General features: G+C 69.7%; 15 protein-coding genes. 7 read left to right on the top strand and 8 right to left on the bottom strand.

Annotated elements, in window-relative coordinates; translation table 11 throughout:
- Window positions 1-112 precede the first annotated feature (112 nt).
- The 4 genes from ACYVDG_RS22990 to ACYVDG_RS22975 all read right to left on the bottom strand — a co-directional run bounded on the left by ACYVDG_RS22990 (window position 113) and on the right by ACYVDG_RS22975 (window position 6,943).
- Window positions 113-2,848 (bottom strand): sensor histidine kinase, encoded by a 2,736-nt coding sequence (locus ACYVDG_RS22990; RefSeq protein WP_460757541.1) that lies wholly within the window; start codon window positions 2,846-2,848, stop codon window positions 113-115.
- Between the two features lie 271 nt (window positions 2,849-3,119).
- Window positions 3,120-3,971, bottom strand: coding sequence for an ABC transporter permease (locus ACYVDG_RS22985; RefSeq protein ID WP_460757537.1), 852 nt, complete (start codon window positions 3,969-3,971; stop codon window positions 3,120-3,122).
- Window positions 3,972-4,080: 109 nt separating this feature from the next.
- Window positions 4,081-5,085 (bottom strand): ABC transporter ATP-binding protein, encoded by a 1,005-nt coding sequence (locus ACYVDG_RS22980; RefSeq protein WP_460757534.1) that lies wholly within the window; start codon window positions 5,083-5,085, stop codon window positions 4,081-4,083.
- 628 nt (window positions 5,086-5,713) lie between these two features.
- Window positions 5,714-6,943: a DUF418 domain-containing protein gene (locus ACYVDG_RS22975; protein WP_460757531.1), complete on the bottom strand. Its 1,230-nt coding sequence runs from the start codon at window positions 6,941-6,943 to the stop codon at window positions 5,714-5,716.
- 114 nt (window positions 6,944-7,057) lie between these two features.
- On the opposite strand from ACYVDG_RS22975, the gene ACYVDG_RS22970 reads away from it, so the two are divergent.
- From ACYVDG_RS22970 to ACYVDG_RS22960, 3 genes are all read left to right on the top strand, one after another.
- Window positions 7,058-8,359 carry a sensor histidine kinase gene (locus tag ACYVDG_RS22970; protein WP_460757528.1) on the top strand — a complete coding sequence of 434 codons (1,302 nt, stop codon included), beginning with the start codon at window positions 7,058-7,060 and terminating at the stop codon, window positions 8,357-8,359.
- Entirely contained in the window at window positions 8,356-9,021 is a 666-nt protein-coding gene (locus tag ACYVDG_RS22965) for a response regulator (RefSeq protein ID WP_460757526.1), read from the top strand. The genes ACYVDG_RS22970 and ACYVDG_RS22965 overlap by 4 nt, the downstream gene beginning before the upstream one ends.
- 130 nt (window positions 9,022-9,151) lie before the next feature.
- A complete protein-coding gene (locus tag ACYVDG_RS22960; protein WP_460757522.1) occupies window positions 9,152-10,528 on the top strand; it encodes an MATE family efflux transporter in 1,377 nt (458 codons plus the stop codon).
- 113 nt (window positions 10,529-10,641) lie between these two features.
- Here the strand turns inward: ACYVDG_RS22960 and ACYVDG_RS22955 are convergent, their stop codons facing one another.
- Window positions 10,642-11,751, bottom strand: coding sequence for a baeRF2 domain-containing protein (locus tag ACYVDG_RS22955; protein WP_460757519.1), 1,110 nt, complete (start codon window positions 11,749-11,751; stop codon window positions 10,642-10,644).
- 140 nt (window positions 11,752-11,891) lie between these two features.
- Entirely contained in the window at window positions 11,892-12,263 is a 372-nt protein-coding gene (locus ACYVDG_RS22950; protein WP_460757516.1) for a hypothetical protein, read from the bottom strand.
- Window positions 12,264-12,481: 218 nt separating this feature from the next.
- Between ACYVDG_RS22950 and ACYVDG_RS22945 the strand changes: the two genes are divergently transcribed.
- From ACYVDG_RS22945 to ACYVDG_RS22935, 3 genes are all read left to right on the top strand, one after another.
- On the top strand, window positions 12,482-13,297 hold the full coding sequence (locus ACYVDG_RS22945; protein ID WP_460757512.1) for a helix-turn-helix domain-containing protein: 816 nt from the start codon (window positions 12,482-12,484) through the stop codon (window positions 13,295-13,297).
- Window positions 13,287-13,475: a DUF397 domain-containing protein gene (locus ACYVDG_RS22940; RefSeq protein ID WP_460757509.1), complete on the top strand. Its 189-nt coding sequence runs from the start codon at window positions 13,287-13,289 to the stop codon at window positions 13,473-13,475. Before ACYVDG_RS22945 ends, ACYVDG_RS22940 begins: the two co-directional genes overlap by 11 nt.
- Before the next feature lie 520 nt (window positions 13,476-13,995).
- A complete protein-coding gene (locus ACYVDG_RS22935; RefSeq protein ID WP_460757506.1) occupies window positions 13,996-14,448 on the top strand; it encodes an ATP-binding protein in 453 nt (150 codons plus the stop codon).
- A gap of 445 nt (window positions 14,449-14,893) precedes the next feature.
- On the opposite strand, the gene ACYVDG_RS22930 is transcribed toward ACYVDG_RS22935, so the two are convergent.
- Entirely contained in the window at window positions 14,894-15,493 is a 600-nt protein-coding gene (locus tag ACYVDG_RS22930; RefSeq protein WP_460757503.1) for a TetR/AcrR family transcriptional regulator, read from the bottom strand.
- A gap of 70 nt (window positions 15,494-15,563) precedes the next feature.
- Here ACYVDG_RS22930 and ACYVDG_RS22925 point away from each other — a divergent pair, with 70 nt between their 5' ends.
- Complete coding sequence (locus ACYVDG_RS22925) at window positions 15,564-16,838, top strand: alpha/beta hydrolase (protein WP_460757500.1); 1,275 nt, start codon at window positions 15,564-15,566, stop codon at window positions 16,836-16,838.
- A gap of 146 nt (window positions 16,839-16,984) precedes the next feature.
- Here the strand turns inward: ACYVDG_RS22925 and ACYVDG_RS22920 are convergent.
- The coding region (locus tag ACYVDG_RS22920; RefSeq protein ID WP_460757496.1) for a hypothetical protein at window positions 16,985-17,177 on the bottom strand (193 nt) is incomplete at its 5' end.

Genomic DNA, 17,177 nt, shown 5'->3' with positions numbered 1-17,177 from the left:
ACGCCGGGCACCGGGACGCACTCGGCGACCCGTACGTCACGGGACTCCCAAGAGTCACGGGGATTCCGGGAGCTCAGCACCCCGGCGCGCCAGTCGCTCCGGGGTGTCCAGCTCACAGGGGAATCACCGCGCGGAGCAGGAACCCGCCGTCCTTGGTCCGCGCCCCGGACAGCGTTCCGCCGCCCAGGGCCACGCGCTCGGACAGCCCCGCCAGCCCGTTGCCGCCGCTCGCCTCCGTTTTCACGTCACGCGCGTGGTCGTTGTACACCTCGACGACGAGTCCTTTCGGGCCCTCGAAGCCCTCTCTGGTCAGCGTGAAGCCGATCTGGCACTCCTCGGCGTCGCTGTGCCGCATCACGTTCGTTCCGCCTTCGCGCACCACCCACGCGGCCAGCCCGGCGACCTTCGGTGGCAAATCCAGGCCGTCCAGGCCGGTGACGGTGCTCCTGGTACCGCCGGAGTCGAGGACCGACACCGCCGAGTCCACCTCCCCTTGGAGGTCGACCTCCCGGTATCCGCTGACCGCGGAGCGCACCTGTTGGAGCGCTTGGCGGGCCAGGGTCTGGACCTCGGCCATCTCGGCACCGGCCCGGTCGGGCGCCCGGTCCACGAGCCGTCCGGCCAGCTGGGCTTTGACCGACAGAGCGGAGAGGCTGTGCCCGAGCAGGTCGTGCATGTCGCGTGCGAAGCGGAGCCGCTCCTCGGTCACCGCCAGCTGGGCGCGGGCGCGCTGCCCGGCGACCGCCTCTCGGGTGATGTCCCACAGCCAGATCATGCCGAGCGTGGTCGCGGCCAGCCCCAGTGCGACGGCGATCGAAGCGAACCACACCAGCGCGTAGAGAACCGGGTTGAGCGCGCTCAGGCCCCCCTCGTGCTGGAAGAAGGTCGGCGCCAGCGGCAGCGGTGACAGCAGGAGAACGACGGTGACGTAGACGGAGGTCCGGCGCGGGGCGAGGAAGGCGCCGAGCGCCCACCAGGCGGCGATCGTGAACATTGCGTTGAGCGGGCTGTGGAGCAGTACGGCGGTGACCGCCAGCAGGACGAGCGAGGCCCAGTAGAGCTTCGGGGACGGCTGCCGGTTCCCGTCCATCCGCTCGATGAGCAGCACGATGAGCAGCACGGCGATGATCGCGGAGAGAAGCACACCGACCGCCGAAGGCCATACCGCTAGGCCCTGGCTGGGGGCGTAGACCACGTCCAACACGGGAAACGCGATCACGACCAGGGTGGTGAAACCGAGGACGACCGTGATGATGTGCCGGGCGGTCCGGATCCGGCGGTCCCGTCGCTCGTCGTCGGTGAGCGCGGGCACCGTGTCCCTGAGGCCGTCTTCGTCCTGGTTCACGGCCTCTCGTGCGGCCGGTGCCGTCTGCGCGGTCGGACGGTGGTCCTCGGAGGTACCGGCGGACCGGGTTCCAGGGGTACCGTCCGTCCTGGGGCGGCCGGGCGGGCTGACCTGGGTCGCACCGTTCTCGTTCAAGACAACTCCTGGTTGGCGGGGCCCTCCGGACAGGGGAAGGACGGCTCGGAGCAGGAAGCCGCCGTCGTTGGTTGGGACCGCCGCCAGTGTGCCACCTCCCCGGTTGATCCGTTCGGTGAGCCCGGCCAGACCGCTGCCGGAGTCTTCGCGGTCCCCCGCAGGCACCTCCGCACGGTCGTTGGTGATCTCCACGACCAGCTCCCCTGGCGCCTGCTCGGCGCCCTCCGCCACGGTGAAGGAGATCCCGCAGCGGCGGGCGTCGCTGTGCCGGAGCACGTTCGTACCACCCTCACGCACCACCCAGGCGGCCAACGCGGCCGTGTCCGGCGGCGCGGCCAGGCCTTCCAACCCGGTGACAGTGGCCGTGGTGCCGTTGGCCGCCAGGACCGCGCTGACCGAACCCACTTCGTCCTCGAGATCGATGTCCCGGTAGCCGCGCACCACCGAGCGCACTTGGCGCAGCGTGCCGCGGGCCAGCTCGTGCACCCCGTCGATCGCCGTCCGCGCCCCCGCCGGGTCGCTCCGCACCAGCTGCCCGGCTCTTCGCGCACCGGCCTCCAGCGCGCCCAGTTTGTGTCCCAGCAGCCCCTGCATCTCTTCGGTGAACCGGAGCCGCTCCTCGCTCACGGCGAGCCGGGACCGCGCCTGTTCACCGGCGGTCGCCTCCCGGACCCCGTCCCACAGGCGGAAGTTGACGAAGCAGTAGAGGGCGAGGTTCACGCCGAAGAAGGCCGCGAACAGGAACGCCCCCAGGACGTAGACGAGTGCGGAGGTGGACTGGAGGTCGACGGGGGAGAACAGGAGGTTGAGCCAGGGCAGGACCACCAGGGCGGCGGTCACCCGCAGGGCACGTTCCCGGGGGGTCAGGAAGACCGCGATCGACCAGATGGAGGCGCAGACGAAGAAAACGTAGGGGGTGAACCACATGAGGGCGCACACCAGGACGAGCAGCCCTGCCGCCGTCCAGTAGCGGCGGGGCGCGGGGGTTCGCCGGCCGTCCATCCGGTCCCGGACCAGCAGGAACATGAGGACCGCGAGAGCCACCGAGACCGGGACGGCGGCCCAGGCCAGGAGTTCGGTGACGGGACCGGGCGGCGGGTCTTCGGGCGCGATCCGGCTGATGAGCGCCCCGAGCACGGTCCAGTACGGCACCATCAGGGCCACGAACGCCGTCGCCCACACGCAGTACCTGCGCGCCCGCCTGAGGGTGCGGGCCAGGCGCGTATTGGGCACCGGCCCCCCGGTCAGGGCGGAGACCGCGGATTCGCCGCCCCTGCCCGGGCCCTCCGTCTCCCCGGTACCGGGGCCGGTGACGGGCGGCGCCGCGGGGCCGACGGTCCCGTCCGATGCCGTGTCCGTGTGACTCACAGCATCCCCCTCCTGGCTGCCCGGCCCTGTAGACCGCCCGGCTCATTCAACGGTAAAACCCGACGGCCCCCGCCGGGCGGTTGTCCACAGGCCGGCTTTCCAACTGGTGTGCGGCACCTGCCCGGCACCGGTCACGGCCGCCGTGCACGAAGCGGCGCCGGGAGACCCCCGTCCCGGTCTCCCGGCGCCCGCGGCTCCGCTGGGCACCCACCTCACCGGGCCGACGACCGCTGACCGCCACCCATGCCCGGCGCCCGACGCCCGGCACCGGTCACGGCTGCCGGGGGTCCCAGCGGAAGTAGCGGCGGACCAGCAGCGACAGAACCGCGATCCACCCGAGCATCAAGCCGATGGAGGGCAGTGCGCTCAGCCACAGTCCCCCGAAGCCCAGCGCCTCGGCGCCCTCCACGCCGCCGAACACGTCGTGACCGGAGTAGGCGGCCTGCGCCATTTCGACGGTCGGGACGACCGGCAGCAGCTGCGCGACCTGGCGCACGCTGTCGCCCATGGCTTCCAGCGGCATGATGATGCCGCCGAGGTACAGCAGGATCAGCAGCGGCACCATCGCGGCCATCTGCGCAGCTTCGGCGTTGCGGACCAGCGGCGTGATGAGGAGGCCGATCAGCGACATGGCGACGACGCCGAGGAAGACCGAGAACACCAGCATGAGGGGATCGGCGGGCAGGAGCTGGCCGACAGCGAAGAGCGCCGCCACCACCAGGGCCGTGACGGCCAGCGAGACCACGAAGACGAACATGATCATCGCGCCGAAGATCGCCGACTGCGGGACCCCGCTGACTCTGAGCCGCTTGAGGACGAGGCTTTCGCGGCGTGCGGTGAACACGTTGGAGGCGTGCCCGATCCCCAGGATGACGCCGATGCCGCCGATGGCCCCGGCGAGGCCGAGTTCCGTGGTGGTGAAACCCTCGAACAGCTCAGGCGAGGGGCCCGCCAGCGCGGGCAGGAACATGATCAGCGGCAGCACCACGTACATCCAGGCGGTCTTGTAGCGCAGGAAGAGCGTGATCTCGGTGCGGGTCAGGCGCAGGGCCTGCCGGACCCAACTGGTGGCGGGCCGCGCGGTCCGGCCCTGCGGCCGGGTCCGGGAGGTGGTCGTGCTCATCGGGTGCTCCTGGGTCAGTCGTGTGGACGGTCTCGCGCCTCGGCCGTGCGGTCGCGAGGGGCGGGTTCTCGGGTCTGCGGTTGCGGGGGTTCTCTGCCCGGCGCCGCTGTTAGGGCGTGACCAGGTCGGAGGCGCCGTCCGCGACCTGCAGGAACACGTCCTCCAGGGAGGCGCCGCGTACCTGGAGGTGCTGCAGGGAGGAGCCCCGCTCCGCGGCCCAGGCGATGAGCGCGGCGACCGCGTGGTGGGCGCGGTCGGCGACGTCTCCCTCCCTGACCGTGTAGGTGGCCCACAGGGCCTGGTCGCGGGTCACCACCTCGAACCCGGCTCCGTCGACCTCGGGCAGGTCCGCGGTGCGCACGTCGCTGGGGAGCAGGAAGCTCACCCGGTCGCCCCAGCCCGCGAGGACGCTGGACAGGGTGCCCTCCACCCGGATCTCGCCGCGGTGCATGATCGCGAGGCGGTCGGCGAGCCGCTCGGCCTCCTCCAAGTAGTGCGTGGTGAGCAGGACGGCTACGCCGTCGTCTTTGAGGTCGCTGATGATCTTCCAGGTCGCGTGCCGCGCCTCGGGGTCCATCCCGGTGGTGGGTTCGTCGAGGTAGAGGACGTCGGGGCGGGTGATGAGCGCGAGCCCGAGGTCGAGGCGGCGCTTCTGCCCGCCGGAGAGCTGGCGGACGGGGACCTTGCGCTTGTCGGCGAGGTTGATCAGTTCGAGGATCTCGTCGACCCCTCGCGGCGCGGCGGCGAGGTCGCGGCCGAGGAGGAGCGTCTCCTCGACCCGCAGGTCCTCCATCAGCCCGCCGCCTTGGAGGACCGCGTTGGTGCGCTCACGGACCCCGGTGGGCTGGCCGAAGGGGTCCTGGCCGAACACCCGGACGGCGCCGGAGCCGGGACGGCGGAAGCCCTCCAACGTCTCGATGGTGGTGGTCTTCCCTGCCCCGTTGGTGCCGAGGAGCGCGAAGAGCTCTCCGGGGCGGATCTCGAAGGAGATGCCCTTGACGGCCTCGAAGTCGCCGTAGCTCTGCCGGAGGTCGCGGACGACCACCGACGGCCCGACGGTGTCCCCGGGGGCGTGGGTCGATTCGGCCGGTGCGGTGCTCGCTGTCGTCGTCATGCAGTACAGCGTCCCGCGAGCCGGGGGTACGGAGACAGACGCCGCTGTCACCGGCCTTGGATGGCAACTGCCCGGGGCCGGTACTGACAAATGTCATCCCGGCCCGCTGGCGGCACTCCGGCGACCGGACATGGATTCGTTCCCGGGGAGCCCGGTGTGCGTCCGCGCCCGCACGTGCCCCTACGTCACCTCACGTGCGGACGCGGTCGCGGCCGCCGCCTGGCCGGGCCCGTCCCCTCACTACTCACGTCGGGCCCGGACTTGCGACGGTTGTTTACTTTGTACATGAATTTTCTTCGAACCGAGAGGCGAATACGACATTCGAATCTGAATCGAATCCCGGGTTGGCACATTGGTCGTTTTCTTCTTAGGAAACATCGTCCTAAGGGAGATAGTTCGAAGGCCCCGAGAGACCGGGAGCAGGGGCCAAGCGACCACCCCGACCACGGGTACGATCGACCACGCCACAGGCAGTGACCAGCCCCCGGCCGACGACGCAACCGACCGCAGGCCGAGTTCCGTTTCCACACAGGCGGCGCCGCCGAGAAGGGCTTTCGTACGCGGATGGAAACGGAAACCGATTCACTGGAAAAGCGAGGGACTGACGTCGGAACGCGCCATGGCACGGTCACTCGGCCCCGGACCGAACCGATGACCGGGGCCGCCGCTCAGGGACCAGGGCGACCAACCGGGCGCCGAACGCCTCCAGAGGACCCCGGTCGAACCGGTGCAGCCACAGCCTCGACCCGGCCACCAGCAGCACGGTGATCCCGAGCCAGCCCCCGAAGATCCAGGCGTCCAGTGCGAGGCCTTCGACGCCCCGATCGTCCAAGTACCGGCTGAGTCCCATCCCCCAGCCGTAGAACAGCCACGAGGCCGCCACGTTCTGGAGGATGTAACAGGTCAGCGCGGTACGCCCCACCGCCCGCAGGGATCGGACCACCTGCCCGGTCGGGCGTACGCGCTCCAGCAGCCAGCCGGTCAGGCCGATGTAGCCGAGGATCAGCACGATGGGAAACACGTAGCGGGCCATCGGAGAGAGCAAGAAGATCTGGCTGGCCAGGATGTTGAGCGGCAGCCCCAGGCCGAACCCCCAGAGCACCATGCGGGTGCGGATACCCCGCCCGGCGGCGCTGTCGTCGAACGCCCCGGCCCGGTAGAGGCGCACGCCCAACAGGAACAGGAACACCATCATGGGGAACGCCATGACCACCTCTCCCCGGGTCAGGAAGAACCCCGTGAAGCGGTCGGCCACCTGGTCGAGGTAGGGGCCATCGAGGTAGAGGGCTTCGTACTCGTCGAGGCGGCCCTGCGCACGGTCAGGGCGCTCTCCCCGCCCCGGTTCCGTCAAGGCCCACAGCACGGCCATGGTGGACATGAGCGCCAGATGGATACCCAAGGCCGACCACATCACCACCGAGCGGACCCGTTCGGAGCGGCCCAGCAGCCAGATGACCAGGAGTGCGGTCACCGCGTAGCCCATGAGCACGTCAGCGGCGAACACCAGGACCACGTGCAGGGCGCCCTCCAGGAGGAGCAGGGCGGCGCGCCAAGGGTGCCTGCCCGGCCAGCGCCGCCCGGAGGCCCGCGCGGCCCGGAACTGGACCGCCAGACCGACCCCGAACATCAGGGCGAGCAGGGAGAAGAACGAGCCGTTCACGAACACGGTCCTGGCGTCCTCCACCCAACGGTTCCCCTCACCCGAGGAGAGGTCGAAGTAGATGATGTTCATCGCGAGCGTGCCGAGGATGGCGACGCCGCGCAGGACGTCCAAGAGCAGGAGCCGGGGCGGGGGCGTGAGTGCGGGATCGATGGGTTGCGGTACGGGCACGGCCGTCGGCCCGGGTGTGGTGTCCATGCCCGGAAGCCTGCGAGCCGGAGCTACCCACGCGCGTCTGCCAAAGGGGATATCCGGTTCCGTATGCCGTTCGGCAGACGAGGGGAAGGGGGCTGCTGGCGCACCATAGAACGTATGGAGACACGAGCAGACTTCGGCACAGTTAGTAACGCCGTGGGCCAGCGGTGGCGCAGACTACCGATCACCGCTCAGGACACCCTCCTGGCCGGGGTCTGGATGCTGGCGTTCCTGGTCATGGGGGTGAGCGGGCCTTGGGGGTGGTCGTTGGGCGCGCCTTGGACCACGCTGATGGAACTGCTGACCTGCCTACCCCTAGTGCTGCGCCGACGTTACCCGCTGAAGGTCGCGCTCGCCGTCGGCGCGCTCATGATGCTGACACTCGGGATCTCGACAGACGTCCACCCCCTAACGCTGGCGCTGGTCGCCTACGCCGGCGGTTCAGCTGCCTTCCACGGGACGCCGATGTCGGCCCTCGTTCCCCTGTCCACCGGCTGGTTCCTGCTGTTCTTCCACCTGGTGGGGCATGGTGACCTGTCCCCGGAACCAGCGGACCAGCTCGTGATGATCGCGGTGATGGGAGCACTGCCCGCGATCATCGGGTACCTGTTGCGGCTGCGCGCCGAGCGCACCGAGCAGCGGCTGCGGGCCACGCGGGCGCGGGCCCAGCAGGAACGCGCCCGGGAGCGGGCGCGGATCGCCCGGGACGTGCACGACATAGCCGGCCACCACCTGAGCGCGATCCGCCTGCTCGCCGTGGGCGGCCGGGAGTCGTTGAAGAGGCCGGACGCGGACCCCGACGCCGTGTTGGCGGGGATCGCCGACGCGTCGGGGCGGGCGGTCCGCGAGGTCCGGGAACTGCTGGACCTGCTGCGGAGCGACCGCCTCGACGAACCCGCCCCCGCGGACGTGCGCCTGGACGACATCCCCCTGCTGGTGTCCGCGCTGGACGGGAGCGGGGTCGAGGTGGACCTGGTGGTGCCGTACGGGGTGAGCAACGGGGTACCGGCCAGGGTGGAGGCGGACGCCTACCGGATCGTGCAGGAGTCGCTGGGAAACGTGCTGCGGCACTCCTCCGCACGGCACGCGGTGGTGCGGCTGGCCCGGCGCAACGGCGAGTCAGGCGTGGTTCGGCAGCTGGTGGTCACGGTGGAGGACGACGGTTCGGCACTGCCCGAGGATGACGTCCCGGAGTCCACGGGCATGGGCCTGCGGGGGATGCGGGAACGCGCCGAGGAGCTGGGCGGCTCCCTCGAGGCGGGTTTCAGGCGCGGCTCCGGCTGGCGGGTCCGGGCCTTCCTGCCGCTCGTCGGGGGACGGCAGGGTGCCGAGGATGAGGAAGCGGACCGCACCGGCCCTGGCGGCTCCGACCCGGGGGTACGGGGAGAAGTACGGGACGAAAGTGGGGACCGGACGTGATCAGGGTGCTTTTGGCGGATGACCAGCCCGTGGCGCGCGAGGGGCTGCGGATGCTCTTCGGCTCGGTGCCGGACGTGGAGGTGGTGGGTGCCGCCGCGCACGGCCGTGAGCTGCTGACGATGGCGCGGCGGCTGCGGCCGGACGTGGTGTTCACCGACATCCGGATGCCCGGAATGGACGGGGTGACGGCGATGCGCGAGCTGGCACGGCTGGACCCGTCCCCGCCGACGGTCATGCTGACCACGTTCGACATCGACGAGTACCTGTTCGGCGCACTCCAGGCCGGGGCGATCGGGTTCCTGCTGAAGGAGAGCGAGCCGGAACTCTACGTGGAGGCGGTCAGGGCGGCGTACAAGGGCCAGGGGGTGATCGACCCCCGGGTGACCCCGCGGCTGGTGAGCCGGTTCGCGGAGACGTCGCCCCGGACCCCGCCGACCCGGGCCGCCGACCTCACCGAACGGGAGCGCGAGGTGCTGCGTCTGGTGGCCATGGGCCACAGCAACGCGCGGATCGCGGAGGAGCTGAGCATCACGCCGGGGACCGCGAAGATCCACGTGACCCGGATCCTCACCAAGCTCGGCGTGGAGAGCCGGGTACAAGCCGCCGTGTACGCGTACCGGTACGGCCTCGCCACCTGGGCGGACACCTTCGAAGGAACCTGAAGCACAAGAGGGGAATCCAGAGAACCCCAAGGAATCGGTCTTCGGCCAGAACCAGAAAACACTTGCCAGATGATTCAACGGTAGTACTTTGGTCCGGGCCTCAGCCGCTCACAGTAACGACAGGACATCGGTGCCTTCCGAGAACACTGAGAACCCTGCACACTCCACCCCCGCCGAGTCCGAAGCCGCGCTCCCCACACCGAAGCTCGCCTCACGGATCGGACGCAAGGCCTTCCCCCTGTACACCTCCATGGTGGCCGCCCTGGCCGGGACCATGGTCACCGCGGGCGTACTGGGCAACACCAGAACCGAGGAACTCGCCGCGCACGCCCTGGTGACCGCTGTTCTGGGCCCCGTCGTCATGGTGCTCCAAGGGGTTCAACGCGGCTCCATGCCCTTCGTCGCGGAGAACGAGGACCATCCTGGGGTCCTCGCGGCCACCGTGCGCGACGGCACGTGGGTCGCGCTCCTCTCCGGGCTCCTGGGGGGCTTGGCCGTGCTCTCGGTCCCCCTGCTGGCCGGGGTGATCGGGGTGGCCGAGGAGACCCGGGCGGCGCTGGGCGCCTACCCCCTGCTGATGGCGGCCTACGCTGTCGTCGCTGCTCTGAGTGCGTCGGCCACCGTGCTGCTCACCTCGCTGGGCCGCAGCAAGACCGTCATGGTGCTCGGGCTGACCACCACGGCCCTGTCCGTCGTGGTGATCCCGGTGCTGGTCCTGGGTCTGGGCCCCACACCCGCCCTCGGCCTGTTCGGCGCGGGGGTGGCCACGCTCCTGGTGGGGTGTGTCGTTCTGGTGATCAAGTTCGCCACGGTCAGCAGGCTCTCCGTGCTCGGCGGGCAGAGCGTCCTTCCGCGTGCGCCCCGGTGGTCCCGGATCTGGGAGATGACCAAGGTCGGCGCCCCCACCGGCTCGACCCTGCTCGTCAAATCGGTGGCCTTGAGTGTCGTGGTGCTGGTCGTGGCGCGAGCCGGTGCCGCCGACGCGGCCGCGCACCAGCTCCTGGTGATCACCGCGAACTTCGTTTTCCTGCCCGCGTTGGCGACCGGCCAGGCCGCCATCCCCTTCATCGTCCGGGCGGTCAAGAACAGCGACGGTCTACAGGCGCGCAGGACGCTGCTGGCCGCCTACGCCGTGGCCGTTCCGGTGACCGGCCTGGTTCTGGTTGCCGTCCCGGTGTTGATCCAGCCGTTCGCGGAGCTGATGAGCCACGATCCCGCGGTGCGGTCCGTGATGGTCTCGCTGGTCCCGCTCCTACTGCTCATGGCGCTGGCGGACAATCTGCAAGTGGTGTCCGGCATGGGGTTGGTGGCGCTCAAGCGGACCACCCCGTCGATGTACACCTTCCTCGTCTGTTACGGGATCCTCGTGGCGGCGTCGCTGCCCGTATCCGCTGCGGCCGGGATCGCCGGCGTGTGGTCGGTCTACGCCCTGACCACCGCCGGCCTCGTGGTCGGTCAGGGCATGACCTTCCTGCGGGTGAGCAGGGAGATCTCGACTACTCCCTGAACAGCTCGAGGCTGCCAGCTCGTTCCGTTCGCACCGGTGCGTGCAGGCCCCGTACCGGCCGCGGCGGAACCATCCCCTCTTCCGCCACGGCCGGGGCTGCTCCACCCCTCCGGTCAGGCCTGGGTGGAGAAGCGGAGGACGGCGCCGATCCCGCCTTCGAGCTTCACCTCGGCCGCCGGGACGAGTTCGAGTCCGGCGCCCGTGGTGGCCAAGGCGCGCGGGATCGCCGCCCTCGCCGGTTCGGACCGGGGCTCGGAGACCCCCATATCGCGGAGCTCCTGCGCCGTGAGGGCGACCTGCTCGCCCAGCTCACCGATGAAGACGTCACGGTCGGCGCCGGGCAGGTCGTCGTTCCAGAGCAGCGTCTCCACCTGGCCGCGCTGGAGTGCGCGCAGCACCGTGTTCATGCCCTCCGCGGCGGTGCCGTCCGCGCGCCCGCGTCCGAGCGCGTCGACCGTCTCGCGCACGTGCTCGGCGGATCTCGCGTCGAGCTTCTCGGCCAGTTCCGCATCGAGCGGTGAGTTCTCCGAGCCCGCCGCGCGTGCACCCGACTCCAGGTCCGCGATCCGGCCCGCCAAGCGGTCGGGCAGGCTTTCGGCGAGGACCCCGCGCACCTGGATCTCCCCGGCCAGGGCGATGATCTCGGCGCGGCTTGCGTCCGCGGCCTTGGCGACCGCCTCCGCCACCAGGTCGGTGTTCTGCCCCACTTGCTCGTCCACCGCGCGCTGCATCTGGTTGTGGTGGTAGCCGCCCTCGCGGACCTTGTGTACGGGCTTGTCCTCGCCCTCGACCCGGCGGAACTCGGTGCGCCCGTCGGCGTACTCCGTGGTCACGTCGGCTCCGATGCTGTCGACCACCACGAGCACGTGGGGCACGTGCCGGTGCTCCGCCGCCATGTACGGGAGCGGATCGGGCAGGTCGCCCACGCTCACCTGGTAGTCCTGCGGCGGCCGGGCCACCGTGGAGTCGAACACGACCTTGTCCCCGGCCGCGTACACGACCTGGCCGTGCGGACCGGGTACGCCTTCGGTGCGGCCGACCACACCGTCCATGGCTGCGACGGTCTCCTCGGAAGCGCCCTTTTCCAGCAGTTCCGTACGGGCCTGGTCCCAGCGCAGCCTGATCGCGTGTTCGGCGTCCTCCGCGTCACGCGAGGCGTTGATGAACAGTGACGCCATCGGTGCGGGACGGTCGTACAGCGGCTGCAGGAAAGTCAGATCCATGTTCGGTCCTCGCTCATTCGGTTCGGGGAACCTATACGGGGTCCGTACGGTCTCTACTCCCGCCCCTGCCCACGCATACGGGCACCAATCATGGGAGCAGCCACGGAACGCGTGTGTCCTGTGGCACCCTTCCGACCGCGTCAACCAGCGGAAACACTCGCCCTGCCCGACCTCGGCACCGGGCAGGGCGAGTGCGGCACGGGGTTGATGGAGGTCCACGAACAGCCGGACCGCGGGCACCGCCAGAAGGAGGCCGGGTAGCTCCGCGAGATGGCGCAGAGCGCCCGCCGCATCCGCGCCTCCAGGTCCTCGACGGTGTTCTCCGCTATCGGATCGATATCGGCTACGCCCTGGTAGAAGGCGTAGAACCGGCGGATGCCCGGTGCCCACATCACCCACCAGAGCCGCCCGTACCGCCGGTACAGCTGTTCGGCCGCCGCGTACTGGTTCCGGTCGTCGCTGGCGTACCGGCCCACCGGCATCACCGCCCCGCCCTGCGGCCCGGTCGGCACGGGCCGTCGCCCCCGCCGGTCACAGTTCCCATCACTCCACCCTGCCCTTCGCCCCTCGGAGCTCTCCGCTGTCCTTTGGCTCCACCCTGGAACCGTCCGCCGAGAAAGGCCAGGGAAACAACGGGGCGGATGCTGAATGGTCGAATCGGTTGCGGGCGGTTGAGCGGCTGTTGCACTCTGGTTGAGTTGGTTTACCCCCGGTTGAAGTGGGTGGCTTCGTGAGCGGTCGCCGCAAGGAGAAATGGGCCCGCGTCGGACGCGAGCTCGCGCGCCTGCGCGCCCGCGCCAAAATGACACAAACGCAGGTGGGGACACTCGCCAACGTGGTCTCGGCCCAGGTCTCAGCGTGGGAGAACGGTAAGCGCGGGATGACCGAGAGCCAAGCGGCCGCGCTCGACCAGGCGCTCAACGCCAATGGTCGACTCGTACGCGTGTGGGAACGCGAAAATTCGGGCGAAAATCTCCCAGCGTGGTACGAAAGGTCGCGAGATTTTGAACGCCGGGTCTCCATGCTGCGCGAGTACCAGTGCCAGATTTTCCCAGGACTGATCCAGACCGAGGATTACGCCCGCACGGTCATCCGCGACTCACTCCCATGGACCTCCGCAGCGGAGGTAGAGAAGATGGTGATGTCGAGGATGGCGCGACAGGAGATCCTGGCGAGGGATCATCCACCTCTGGTGGGTATTGTGGTGGAGGAGTTCGTCCTGAGCCGGATTGTTGGTGACGAACGCGCCCAAATCGACCAGCTGGATCACGTGCTCAAGCTGATCGAGGAGCGCAGGATCGACTTCCAAGTCATGCCCTCGAACAGCGGACGACACCCCGGCACGGCCGGCCCGTTCTGCATCTACACCTTTCCGGACAACCCCATGCTCGCCTCCGCTGAGTACGCGGGCGGCGAGGTGGTGATGGACGACCCGAGGAAGGTGGAAAACCGCATGACGATCTTCGGACTCATACAGGCTGAGGCACTGTCCCCGAAATCCTCCGCGGAACTGATCAGGAAGGTCAGGAAGAACATTGAAGATTAGTCACGACGGGCGCCCGTGGCACACCAGCAGCTACAGCTCTGGTGAAGGGCGTTGCGTCGAGGTGGCTGAGGGATCGACCGTCCTGGTACGCGACTCCCAGAACCGAGGACTCAGGCACGTCGAATACCCCGCCCACGCCTGGGCCGCATTCCTGCAGAACATGAAGAACACTCACTAAGGCGCCTCGCCCCAGCCCTTTCATGGCCGACCGGCTCGAACCGGTCGGCCATTGCTCTTTCCGAATCCCTGCAAAATCCAACAACCCGGATATACGGGATTTTTCAGACTCGACAGAAAAAACGTCGCAACCCATTCTTCACAGCACCTGACCTGCTACGGGGCACCGCGGGTGACAAATTCTCTGACTTCCTCAACGAAAACCCCGCACCCCACCGCCGCGACCCTCTAAAGTTCTACTCGAAGAAAGGTTGACAGTGCGGCCCCGCGACACTTTGGCAAGCGCCCGGGCAGTGGCCATCAGCACACAACCTTGAAGAAAAGGACTGTCGGCGTGCGCGATTGGACCGGTGCCCTCTTCCGCCATGGCCTGAACCGGGAAACGGCCCTCTTCGCCGCCCCGGTCGGCCGGTCACGCCTGCCAACACCGCTCAACCCGCGTGTCCGCCACTACACACCCCTCCGCTACTTCCGCCGTACCGCCCCCTCAGCCACTTCCAACAGCTCCAGGGGGCGATCGCGTGACCACTTTCCCCGGTTTCTCCAACGTCCGCCGCAGCTACCCGGGCGGCCTCGCCGACCTCTCCCGCGCCCGCCGCGACCTCGCCCGGGACCTGCGCGGCTTCGACCCCGACCTGGTCGGCACCGTTCAGCTGTGCCTCAACGAGCTGCACGCCAACGCCTGCAAGTACGGCCACCCCCGCGCCCCCGTGCTCTGCCAGCTGACGCTGGCGGGCGCCCGGCAACTGTCTCTCACCGTGTTCAACCAGCCCGGCCCGGACGACAGCGAGCCGCGGATCCCCACGGAGCGCTCCGCGGACGAATGGGACTGGGCCGAGGGCCAGCGCGGGCTGCTCCTGGTGCAGAACCTCGCTGACGGCTGGGGCCACCACACCTGGCCGCGCTGGTCCGGCCTGGGGACGCTCGTCTGGGCCGACTTCCACCTGCCCGCACGCCACCTGCATCCGGTCTGACCGGTCCCGCAGCGTCCCCGAGCCGCCCTCCCCTGCGGCCCGGTTCCCTCCACACAACAGAAAGGGAACCCGCACCCAGCGCAGAGCACGAGATACCCCTCAGACTCATCCGCGACGCCCCCGCAGTGGTCGCTCGAAAATATCCGGAGGACTTGACGGCCTTGGGAACTTACGAGTGGCAGAGCGACTTCGCCCGCAAGTACGTGGGTATCGGAGAGGAGAAGGGCCGGATGGAAGAGGCCGCCCAGAGCCTCCTCCGAGTCCTCACATCGGTCGGCGCCACCGTCTCCGACAGCGCCCGCACCCGCATCGAGAACTGCACCGACCTGGACACCCTCCACCACTGGTTGGACAGGGCCGCCGCGGTCAAGGATGCCGAAGAGCTCTTCGGCTCAAGCCTCAGCAGTCACCGCGGATGGGCGGGAACGGTTGAACCGCTCCCCGCTCAGCCCGTCACCAGGGCTACCGCCGCCTCCACCGCCGCACGCTGCGGGGCCGGGTCCGCGTCCTCCGGGAGGCGGGCACACGTGAGCCACAGGCCGTCCACGAACACGAGCAGCAGCTCCGTGAGCGCGGCCGGGTCCTGAGCGGACACCAGCTCTCCCCGGTCGCGCGCGTACTCCAAAGCCTTCCCTAGGTTCTCCCTGGCCAAGGCGTCCAACTCGGCCAGCACTTCGGCGAAGGCCGGATCGACGGCCGCCTTGGCGTAGAAGGCGGCCCAGATGCGCGCCTGCGCCCGTCGGCGTTCGTCCGTGGGCAGCAGATCCAGGAGCACCTGGCGTAGCCCTTCGGCAAAGGTCAGTTGGGTCGGTCCGATAGGGAAACGGGCGAACCTTTCGAACACCTCGTCCATGGAAGTCCGCAGCGCGAAGTGCAGCAGCTCGTCCTTGGTGGCGAACTCCCGTTGCACAGCGCCCACCGAGAGCCCCGCCTCGGCGGCGACCACCCGGACGCTGACCCCCTCCAGCCCTTCGCGGGCGGCGATGCGGTGGAGCGCCTCGGCGACCTGGCCTCGGCGGCTTTCCCTGTCTACGACCTTCGGCACCCGGTCATTCTGGCACACTCCGACATGTTGATACAGTTGTATCGATACGGACGTATCAACTGGAGGTCCCATGACCGAACCCGCTCGAACCCGCCACCCCGCCCGAACCGCACTCCTTGTACTCGCCGGGCTTCTCGCCCTCCCCGGGACCGCCGCGACCCTGCTGGTCCTGCTTCCACCCGTGTCCTGGGGCGGCTGGCAGTACGCGCTGCTGGCCCTCGAGTTCTCCCTGTTCCTCACCCTCCCGGCCGCCCTCGGGCTGGTTCTCGCACTCCTCGCGGCCCGCAAACGGCGCCGCAGCGACAGCCCTGACCCAACCGGCGGCCGACCAGCGGACCACCGCCGCACGGCACCCCTCGTCCTCGCCGGAATCAACGCCGTCCTGCTCGTCGCCGCCCTCGTCCCCTCCGCGTCGCTCTGGTCCACGGCACGCGGCGAAGGCGCGCAACTCAGCCTCGGGGAGTACACAGCGGGGTTGGCCGACTCCGCCGACCGCGAACCCCGCACCCTCGAGTACACCAGCGTCGACGGCGGGCCCCTGGAGCTGGATGTCTGGGAACCGGCCCGACCGGCCGCCGGTCCCATGCCCGTCGTGGTCAACATCCACGGGGGCGCGATCGACATGCCGCAGAGCCTCCTCCCCCGCTGGGACACCTGGCTGGCCGACGGCACGGACCCCTCCGGTGCGAGCGCCGACAACCCCTCCTCGGAGGAACGCGTGGTGTTCGACGTCGACTACCGCTTCTTCCCCGACGACGACTGGGCCGCCCCCGTGCGCGACGTCCGCTGCGCGCTCGGCTGGGTACACGAAAACGCGGCCGAGTACGGCGGCGACCCGGAGCGCATCGCCGTCACAGGACAGTCCGCGGGCGCCCTGCTGGCGCTGCTCGCCACCTACACCACGGACCACGCGCCCAGCTGCGACACCGAGGTCCCCGAGGCCGCGGCGGTGATCGCCTGGTACTCGGCCACGGACGTGACCGCGGACGCCCCCGACTTCCCCTGGCGGCTGCTCCGCTCCCCGGTCAACGACGAACTCGTGGAGCTGGAGGAGCGCATGATGGGCGGTTCGGTCGACGAGGTACCCGAGGAGTACGCGGCGATGTCCCCCGTCGGCCACGTCGACGCGGACACCCCGCCGACCCTCCTGCTGACCGCCGGGCACGACCTCTTCGTCAGCCCCGACGACAACCGGCTCATGGCGGAGCACCTCGATGCGGCCGGCGTCCCGCACCACCACCTGGAACTCCCCTGGACGGAGCACATGTACGACCTCAACTGGGGCGGCTTTGCCAGCCAGGTCACCCGGCACAGCATCGACGGCTTCCTCGCCGAGCACCTCTGACCCGCCGATCCGGCTGCCCTCACCGACGAGGGCGACCCGTGGGCCCCGGACAGCACGGAGGGCGGGGTGCCTCTGGCACCCCGCCCCCTGCGCGCGGATTCCGGACTCGTCCGGTGAGCACCTCAGCCCTCAGGCATCAGCGGCCCTCAGGCGTCTGCGGTCTCCTTCTCCTCGCCGCCCTCGGCCTGGTTCTCACCCTTGACCGAACGCAGCAGCAGCTGGGAGACGTCGACGACCTCGAGCGACTCCTTGGCCTCACCGGAGGACTTCTTCTCGTTGATCGCGTCGCCGAGCATGACCTGACAGAACGGGCACGCGGTGGAGACGGTGTCCGGGTTG

This window comes from Nocardiopsis oceani, from assembly GCF_054777395.1.
Note: the sequence above shows the minus strand (reverse complement) of the source record. Positions and strands in the feature narration are given on the sequence as shown.